At 72.6% G+C, this 8,606-nt stretch carries 8 protein-coding genes and 1 pseudogene; 2 read left to right on the top strand and 7 right to left on the bottom strand.

Annotation, left to right across the window (positions count from 1 at the left end; translation table 11 throughout):
• From O3Q52_RS43045 to lnt, 4 genes are all read right to left on the bottom strand, one after another.
• Positions 1-760 (bottom strand): GAF domain-containing protein (locus O3Q52_RS43045; RefSeq protein ID WP_269653971.1); only part of this gene is annotated, 760 nt, incomplete at its 3' end.
• A 58-nt stretch (positions 761-818) separates the two neighbouring features.
• Positions 819-1,619: a 3-hydroxybutyrate dehydrogenase gene (locus O3Q52_RS43050; RefSeq protein WP_269653972.1), complete on the bottom strand. Its 801-nt coding sequence runs from the start codon at positions 1,617-1,619 to the stop codon at positions 819-821.
• A 60-nt stretch (positions 1,620-1,679) separates the two neighbouring features.
• Positions 1,680-2,153, bottom strand: coding sequence for an NUDIX domain-containing protein (locus O3Q52_RS43055; protein WP_269653973.1), 474 nt, complete (start codon positions 2,151-2,153; stop codon positions 1,680-1,682).
• 77 nt (positions 2,154-2,230) lie between these two features.
• Positions 2,231-3,844, bottom strand: a complete 1,614-nt coding sequence (lnt, locus tag O3Q52_RS43060; protein WP_269653974.1) for an apolipoprotein N-acyltransferase — start codon at positions 3,842-3,844, stop codon at positions 2,231-2,233.
• A 221-nt stretch (positions 3,845-4,065) separates the two neighbouring features.
• Between lnt and O3Q52_RS43065 the strand changes: the two genes are divergently transcribed.
• Complete coding sequence (locus tag O3Q52_RS43065) at positions 4,066-5,139, top strand: O-antigen ligase (RefSeq protein ID WP_269653977.1); 1,074 nt, start codon at positions 4,066-4,068, stop codon at positions 5,137-5,139.
• 57 nt (positions 5,140-5,196) lie between these two features.
• Here the strand turns inward: O3Q52_RS43065 and O3Q52_RS43070 are convergent, their stop codons facing one another.
• Together O3Q52_RS43070 and O3Q52_RS43075 are read right to left on the bottom strand one after the other, a co-directional pair.
• The gene (locus O3Q52_RS43070) at positions 5,197-5,754 is read right to left on the bottom strand and encodes a hypothetical protein (protein WP_055610377.1); all 558 of its coding nucleotides are present in this window, start codon (positions 5,752-5,754) and stop codon (positions 5,197-5,199) included.
• A gap of 96 nt (positions 5,755-5,850) precedes the next feature.
• Positions 5,851-6,636 carry a glutamate racemase gene (locus tag O3Q52_RS43075; protein WP_269653975.1) on the bottom strand — a complete coding sequence of 262 codons (786 nt, stop codon included), beginning with the start codon at positions 6,634-6,636 and terminating at the stop codon, positions 5,851-5,853.
• A 58-nt stretch (positions 6,637-6,694) separates the two neighbouring features.
• Between O3Q52_RS43075 and O3Q52_RS43080 the strand changes: the two genes are divergently transcribed.
• Positions 6,695-7,882 (top strand): glycosyltransferase, encoded by a 1,188-nt coding sequence (locus O3Q52_RS43080; protein WP_269653976.1) that lies wholly within the window; start codon positions 6,695-6,697, stop codon positions 7,880-7,882.
• Positions 7,883-7,915: 33 nt separating this feature from the next.
• On the opposite strand, the pseudogene O3Q52_RS43085 reads toward O3Q52_RS43080, so the two are convergent.
• Positions 7,916-8,606 (bottom strand): annotated as a pseudogene (locus tag O3Q52_RS43085) (Tellurium resistance); the annotation flags it as partial.

Here is an 8,606-nt window from a genome sequence, read left to right on the forward strand (position 1 = left end):
CGTTGGCCCGCTCCAGGTCCGCCAGTGCCTCGCGGGTCTCGGTGAGCAGGTTCGCCGTGTCGATGGCGGCGGCCGCGAGGGCGGCGAACGAGCCGAGCAGTGCGATCTGTTCCCGCTCGAAGACCCGCGCCCGGCGATCGGCGGCGAACAGGACACCGATGACGTGCGGCCCGAGCATGAGCGGCACGCCGAGGATCGCCACCAGGCCCTCGTCCCGCACGCCCGCGTCGATGGTCGGGGTGTGCTGAAAGCGGTCGTCCCGGAAGTAGTCGTCGGTGACATAGGGGCGGGCCGTCTGGGCGACGAGTCCGCCGAGGCCCTCCCCCATGCCGAGCCGCAGCTGCTGGAAGCGCGCCGCGACCGATCCCTCGGTGACCCGCATGTACGTGTCGCCCTCGGCCGGGTCGTTCAGGCTCAGGTACGCGACGTCCGTGCCCAGCAGGGAGCGGGCGCGCTGCACGATCGCCTGGAGCACGGCGTCGAGGTCGCGCAGCCCCGCCAGGTCGTGGGCCGTCTCGAAGAGCGCGGACAGCTCGGCCTCGCGTCTGCGGCGCCCCTCCATCTCCGAGCGCACACGCAGTGCGAGGAGCTTGGCGCGCTCCAGAGCGGCGATGCGGTCGGGCGGCAGCCCGTCCGCGCGGGCGAGCAGCACCGGCTGCTCGTAGGCGTCGGCGGACGCGCCCCGGGCCAACAGCTCCAGGAACGGCGCCTCGGCGCTCGCCTCGGAGCGCTCGGCGGACTGCAATTGATCGCGAGACATGTCCACCAGGATTACCCGTCGCACCGCCGGCCTGACCAGCCCTGTGGACAACTCGTGCTCAGTGCGCGGTCCAGCCGCCGTCGAGGACCAGCGAGGTCCCGGTGACGAAGGACGCGGCCGGGCCGCACAGGTACGCCACGGCCTCGGCCACCTCGTCCGGTTCGATGAGGCGCTTGACCGCGCTGTCCTGCAGCAGGATCTCGCCGAGCACCCGCTCTTCGGGGATGCCGTGGGCGGCGGCCTGGTCGGCGAGCTGCTTCTCGACCAGTGGGGTGCGCACATAGGCGGGGTTCACACAGTTCGAGGTGACTCCGTGTGGGGCGCCCTCCAGGGCGGCGGTCTTGGAGAGGCCCTCCAGACCGTGTTTCGCCGCCACGTACGCCGACTTGAAGGCGGAGGCGCGGAGACCGTGGACGGACGACACATTGACGATGCGGCCCCAGCCCTGCCCGTACATGTGCGGGAGTGCCCCGCGGATCAGCCGGAACGGGGCCTCCAGCATCACGGTCAGCACGGTGTGGAAGGTGTCGGGCGGGAACTCCTCGATGGGGCGCACCAGTTGGAGCCCGGCGTTGTTGACGAGGATGTCGGTGCCGGCCGCCGCGGACTCCGCGGCATCCAGGTCGGTGAGGTCGAGGACGTGCGGTTCGACCGTGCCCGCGAGGCCGCGGGCCTGCTCGGTGAGGGTGTCCAGTCCCCCGGCGTCCCGGTCGACCGCCCGCACCTTGGCCCCGGCCGCGGCGAGCCGCAGTGCGCAGGCGCGGCCGGTGCCGCCCGCGGCGCCGGTGACGAGGGCGGTACGGCCGCCGAGGTCGAGGGACGGGGCGTGGGGGCCTGCGAGGGCGCTGGGCGCGGTCATGCCCCGACCCTAGGCAGCGGCCACGCCCCGACCGATGTGGCCGCAACCCACACTTCGCGCTCAGGGCATGGGTTCGAACCACGTGGGCTCGTCGGACAGCGCCTGCTTGATCCGGAACAGGCCGTGCTCCGTCAGCTCCGGCAGCGCGTCCACGTCGAACCAGCCCACCTCCAGCGACTCGTCGTCGTTGACGCGGGCCTCCCCGCCGACGGCCCGGCACCGGATGGTGATGTCCATGAACTGACAGATGTCGCCGTTCGGGTACGTGGTCGGCTTCAGGGCCTGTACGAGCACGACGCGCTCGGCGACACACCGCACGCCCGTCTCCTCGTACACCTCCCGCACCGCGCAGACCGCGGGCTGCTCCCCCGGGTCCGACATTCCCGCGATGACAGCCCACTTGCCGGTGTCGGCCCGGCGCCCCAGCAGCACTCTGCCCTCGTCGTCGAAGACGACGGCGGTGACTCCGGGGAGCCAGAGCAGTTGTTGGCCGGCGGTGGCCCGGATCGTACGAATGAAGTCAGGAGTAGCCATGGGCCGACCCTAACCGCCCGGTTTCGCCGGCTCGACGCATTCCGGACGCGTACCAGCAGCGCACTACGGGCGTACTGCTACGCGTCACCGGCGCGTCGTGCGCGTACCGCTGACGTCACGGCCCAACCGAGGCCGCCCGCCGCGATCAGCACCAAGAGCATTTCCGGCGCGATTCCGACCCGCGTGGCGGGCGTCTCGGAGGAACGCAGCGGCACCTTCTGGACGAGGGAGTCCGCCACGAACATGCCGGTCCGCTGGGTGATCTTGCCGTCAGGCATGATCACGGCGCTGACGCCGCTGGTCACCGGGACGGTGACGGTGCGGCTGTGCTCGACGGCGCGGATCCGGGACATCGCGAGCTGCTGGTAGGTCATCTCGCTGCGGTCGAACGTGGCGTTGTTGCTCGGCACGGAGATCATCTGCGCGCCGTGGGTGACGGTGTCGCGCACGGCCCAGTCGAAGGCGGCCTCGTAGCAGGTCGCGAGGCCGACCTGGGTGCCCGCCATGGTGAACACGCCCGGCTTGGTGCCGCGGCTGAAGTCCTGGCGGACCATGGAGGTCCAGTTGTCGTTGATGGCTCCGATGAGCGACCGCATGGGGAGGTACTCGCCGAACGGCTGGACCTGCCGCTTGTCGTAGGTGGCGCCGGGCCCCTTCTGGGGGTTCCAGAGGATCTGCTCGTTGTAGAGCTTGCCGTTCTTCTCGACGACGCCGCCGACCGAGATGGGCGCACCGATCGCCTTGGCCGCCTTGTCGATCACGGCGTAGGCGTCGGGGTTACGGAACGGGTCGATGTCGGAGGAGTTCTCCGGCCACAGCACGAAGTCGGGCTGAGCGACCTTGCCCGCCTTGATCTGCGCGGCGAGGCGCTCGGTCTCCCGGGCGTGGTAGTCGAGGACCGCGCGCCGCTGGGAGTTGAAGTCGAGGCCCGCGCGCGGCACGTTGCCCTGGATGACGGCGACGGTCGCGGTGCCGTTCTGGGCCTTGTCGCTGACCAGGGGCCGCGCGGCGAAGGCGCCGAGCACGGGGAGAAGGAAGCTGAGCAGGGCCACGGCGGCGGCTCCGCGGCGTACGGCACGGGTCCGCCGCGTCTCGACGGTCAGGCGGACGATCTCGTACAGGCCGAAGCCGCACAGGACGACCGCGAATCCGAGCACAGGGGTGCCGCCCAGCGCGGCGAGCGGCAGGAAGACGCCGTCCGCCTGTCCGAAGGCGATCTTGCCCCAGGGGAAGCCGTTGAACGGGGCACGCGCGCGTGCCGCCTCGCCGGCGATCCACAGGGCGGCGGCCCACAGGGGCCAGCCGGGCAGCTTCGACACCGTCGCGATACCGGCGCCGACGAGCGCGACGAAGACCGCCTCGATGACGACGAGCGCGATCCACGGCCCGGGGCCGACCTCCACGCCGGTCCACACGAGCAGGGGCAGCAGGAAGCCGAGACCGAAGAGGTAGCCGAGACCGAGGCCCGCCTTCCAGGTGCGGCCGCGCAGCAACCAGCCGAAGACCGCGAAGGCCGGCAGGGCCAGCCACCACAGCGTGCGCGGCGGGAAGCTGACGTAGAGCAGCACTCCGGAGAGTGCCGCGGTGGCGGCCGGAGCGAGCCGCCGCATCAGCCCGACCACGCGCGAAACGGGCCGGGCCTGCGGTTCGAGCTGTTCCGGCTCGTCTACTGAGGTTGCTGTGACGGTCACCCCCGGAGTGTACGGCGGGTGGTCACGACGCCGACAGCGCGGCCCTGGTCACCTGCCCGGACACTCCCCCTCCCACCTGCTGCATCGTTTCTGCGCAACTCGTCCACAAACCGGCGCATCACCCGTTACGGTGTGCCGGAGCCTCTGACGTACGGGCCGTGGCCGGCCGGGCGGTCGGGGCCCTTCACAGGTCGGGGGGCGACGGGGTGGGGTCCACAGGAATGGCGTCGGCGGCCGGTCCGGCGTCGGCGCACGAGAGACGCAGCGCGTCGGACGCGACGGGCGTGGTCGTGCTGGGAGCCTGCGCGGTCTGGTCCCTGATCACGGCCACGGCACACGGCGGACGCCCCGAAGGCGTGCTCCTCGCGGTGCTCGCCCTCGCCGCCGGTTATGCCTCGGGGCGGATCTGCGGAGAGCTGCTGCCGGTCGCAGCGCCCTGCGCGGGCGCGCTCGCCGGACTGGGTCTGGCGGTGGCCTCCCCGCACACCACCCAGGGGCCGCAGGTGATCTCGCCGCTCGGGCAGACCGGCGCCACCGCCGCGCTGCTGGCCATCCCCGCGGGGTCCGCGTGCTGCGCGGCCTGGGCGGCCCGCCCGCCGGGACTGCGGCTCGTGTTCCGTCTGCTGGCGGCCGGTATCGCGGTGACCGCGGCCGTCCTGGGGTCGACGTCGGGCTTCGCGGCCTGTCTGGCGGTGCTGCTGTGCTCCCTGGCCGCCGACCGTATGCAACACCGCGGGCTGGGGCTCGGCGGTCTCGCCCTGGCCGCGGTCCTGGTGACCGGGGCGACCTGGGCGGTCGCCGAGAACGTGCTGCCGGACGGTCTCACCACGTCTCTCGAAGGGCAGCTCACCCAGCACCGCGTACTGCTGTGGCAGGACGCGCTCGACATGGCCGGCCGTGAGCCGGGGCTGGGCGTCGGGCCCGGCCGGTTCTCCGAACTGAGCCCGACCGTCACGCAGACGCTGCCGCCCGACGGCAAGCCCCACTCGGCGCCCTTCCAGCAGGCGGCCGAACAGGGCGTGGTCGGTGTGGCGCTGCTGGCCGCGGTGTTCTGCTGGGTCCTGTACGCCCTGTGGCGGTCGCCGCGCCCGACACCGGTCGTGCTCACGGCGGGTGCGGCCCTGACGGCGCTGGCCGCGATCGCCGCGGTCGGCAACGCGCTGAGCTTCACCACGGTGACGGCCGGCGCGGGCCTGCTCGCGGGCCTCGCCACGGCACGTCCCATGCTCGAAGAGGTGCCGCAGAACGCGATGAAGGCCGGTGGACGCGCCCAAGAGGACCCGCTGTCCCCGTGAGGGCCGCGGGGAACCGAACCCCTTTCCGCAGTCAGCTGCGCGGGATCTGTTCCTCGGTCAGCGGGTCGTACCCGAGGCGGCCGCCTTCAGTCGGCGACGGATGTCCCGTACGGCCGCCTCCGCGTTGTCCACCGTGATCGTGAACGTATGGCCGTCGCCGAGCCGGAGCACCAGGCCCTCGCCGCGCCGGACGACCACTGCGGTCCCCTGTTCGGGCCGCCAGCGGTAGCCCCAGCCGCCCCACTGCCGGGGCGTCACCCGGGGTGCGAAGTCGGCGCCGATGATGTGCGACAGCGGGATGCGGCGGCGCGGGAGGCCCATGTGGCCGCAGCGCACCTCCAGGCAGTCCTTGTCGACCTTCACGGCGACATGCACGAACGCGAGGGTGCCGAAGAGCACCAGGAGTCCGGCGGCGATGCAGCCGACCACGGACATGACGAGGGGGGCGACACCGGACGTCCACGTCGAGTCGACCGCCAGCTCGATACCGAGCGCCAGACAGGCGGCGCCACCGCTCGCGAGCAGCCACTGCACACGATTGGAGGCGCGGCCGTGCCACACCTCGGGGTGCGGGGCGTCGGCAGCGCCCGGTTCGCCGTGGGGGTGGTCCCTCATGCCAGAGAGCGTACTCAGGTTCCGCGGTGCGGGCACCAGGTTGCGGGCTGTTGCTGCTCCGGGTGGACGCGAAGTTTCCGCTTCGTGGCGGGAGGCTCAGCGGGCGGGGCTCATGGCCTGCAGCAGACGGCCCTCGTCGTACGTCAACGCGGTCTCGGGCAGCGTCCCCTCGCGCCCGCCGAGCAACACGGTGAGGCTGCCGTGCGCGGGCGCCTCCGGGGCCGGGTGCTCGCCGATCCGGCGCAACGCCTGGGCTGCCACCGCGCCTGCGGAGCCGTGCAGGACGAGCGGGGCGACACCGGGCCGCTGCACGGCCGCGCGGATCCGCTCGGCGACCAGTTCGTAATGGGTGCAGCCCAGGACGACGGCCCTTACATCGTCGGGGGTACGCGCCGCGGCCGCGGCGATGGCGGCGTCGATGCCCGCCCGGTCCGCGTGCTCCACGGCGTCGGCAAGCCCGGGGCAGGGCACCTCGGTGACGGTCACACCGTCGGCGAACTCCCGGATGAGGCCCCGCTGGTAGGGGCTGCCGGTGGTGGCGGGCGTCGCCCAGATCGCGAAGGGTCCGCCGCCCGCCGCGGCCGGCTTGATCGCCGGGACCGTGCCGATGACGGGCACTCCCGGCTCGAGCCGGTCACGCAACGCGGGCAGGGCGCGCACGGAGGCGGTGTTGCAGGCCACGATCAGGGCGTCGGGCCGGTGCGCGGCGGCCGCCTCGGCGACGGCGAGGGCCCGGGCCGTCACGTCCTCGGGTGTGCGCGGTCCCCACGGCATGCTGCCGGGGTCCGAGGAGAGAACGAGCTCCGCGTCGGGCCGCAGACGGCGTACCGCGGTGGCCGCCGCGAGCAGTCCGATTCCGGAGTCCATGAGCGCGATCTTCACCCGGTCACCATAGACGACCCTCCTCGGCGGGCCGCCGGGGTGGGGCAGACTGCGACGGGTGAGCGCCCTTGCGTGGACCGCTGTCGGATCTCTCGCCGCCTGGCTGTGGCTGCTCCTGGGCCAGGGCTTCTTCTGGCGTACGGACATGCGGTTGCCGCCGCGACGGGAGCCGGACGGCTGGCCGTCCGTCTGTGTCGTCGTACCCGCGCGGGACGAGGCCGCCGTGCTTCCCGACAGCCTCCCCTCGCTCCTCGCGCAGGACTATCCGGGGCGGGCCGAGATCTTCCTCGTGGACGACGGCAGTTCGGACGGCACCGGGGAGCTGGCCCGTGAACTGGCAGCGCGGCACGGCGGGCTGCCGCTCACCGTCTCCTCGCCCGGAGAGCCGCCCGCGGGCTGGACCGGCAAGCTCTGGGCCGTACGCCACGGCATCGGTCTGGCACGCGCGCGTGCACCCGAATATCTGCTGCTGACGGACGCCGACATCGCGCACGCGCCGGACAGTCTGCGGGAGTTGGTGGCCGCGGCCCGTGCCGGGGGTTTCGATCTCGTGTCCCAGATGGCCCGGCTGCGGGTGGAGAGCGTCTGGGAGCGGCTCGTGGTGCCCGCGTTCGTGTACTTCTTCGCCCAGCTGTATCCGTTCCGGTGGATCGCCGTGAAGGGGTCGCGGACCGCGGCCGCGGCGGGCGGCTGTGTGCTGCTGCGTACCGAGGCAGCCGAGCGGGCGCGGATTCCGGACGCCGTCCGGCACGCGGTGATCGACGACGTCGCGGTGGCCAGGGCTGTGAAGGGCTCCGGAGGGCACATCTGGCTGGGGCTCGCGGAACACGTCGACAGCGTGCGCCCCTACCCGCGGCTGCACGATCTATGGCGGATGGTCTCGCGCAGCGCGTACGCCCAGCTGCGGCACAACCCGCTGGTGCTGGCCGGGACGGTGGCCGGTCTCGCCGTGGTGTACCTGGTGCCGCCCGTGGCGCTGTGCGTGGGCCTCGCGCTCGGCAACGCCGGTGCGGCGGTGGCCGGCGGGCTCGCGTGGCTGCTGATGACCGTGACGTACCTGCCGATGCTCCGGTACTACCGCCAGCCGCTCTGGATCGCCCCGTCGCTCCCGGTCACCGCGTTCCTGTACCTCCTCATGACGGTGGATTCCGCGGTGCAGCACTACAGGGGGCGAGGTGCGGCCTGGAAGGGCCGCACCTATACCCGTCCCGATACCCGTCCCGACGCGGCGCCCGAGCAGCCCTGAGCTGTCGCGCCCGGCCCGGACGGCTCCCGCCGTTCACTTCCTGCCGGGTGTCCAGTTCATGCCCCACCCGTACGCGTAGTCGACGGTGCGCTGCGGGCTCACTCCGCGATCGGGGACGAGGAAGCGGGCCTCGCGCTGGACGACGAGGTCGCTGCCGGTGTTGGTGATGAGGGCGAGCGCGCACACCGTCGAGGGGACCGTGCACTCGCCGAGCGAGAAGTCGACGGGCGCGCCGTGCAGCGGCTGCAGGGTCACCGTCGCGTCCAGGTCCGCGAAGGAACGCGCCCCTTCGTAGATGGTCACGAAGATGAGGACGCGGCGGAAGTTCCGTGTGTGGTCGAGGTTGATGCTGAGGTTCTCGCCGCTCGTCGAGGCCCCGGTGCGGTCGTCGCCGTCGAGATGGATGAACGGCGGCTGGTGCAGTGCTCCGAAGGCGTTGCCCAGGGCCTGGACGACACCCTTGCTCCCGTCTGAGAGCTCGTACAGGGCGCACAGGTCGAGGTCCAGGTCCGCGTGCATGGCGACGGCCCGGCCCAGCTTGGCCTGCCACCCCGAGAACTGCTTGCGCACCTGCCAGTTGAGGTTCACCCGCATCACACCGGAGGTGCCGCCCTGCTTGGTCAGCGAGACGGACGGGGCCTCCTTGGTGAGCGTGACCTTGGTCAGACGTACCGGGGCCGTGGGAGGGGCGGGCGGTGCGGGCGGTGCCGGGGGCGGTGTCACC

Source organism: Streptomyces sp. ActVer (genome assembly GCF_027270795.1).
In the GTDB taxonomy this organism is placed as follows: Bacteria; Actinomycetota; Actinomycetes; order Streptomycetales; family Streptomycetaceae; genus Streptomyces; species Streptomyces umbrinus_A.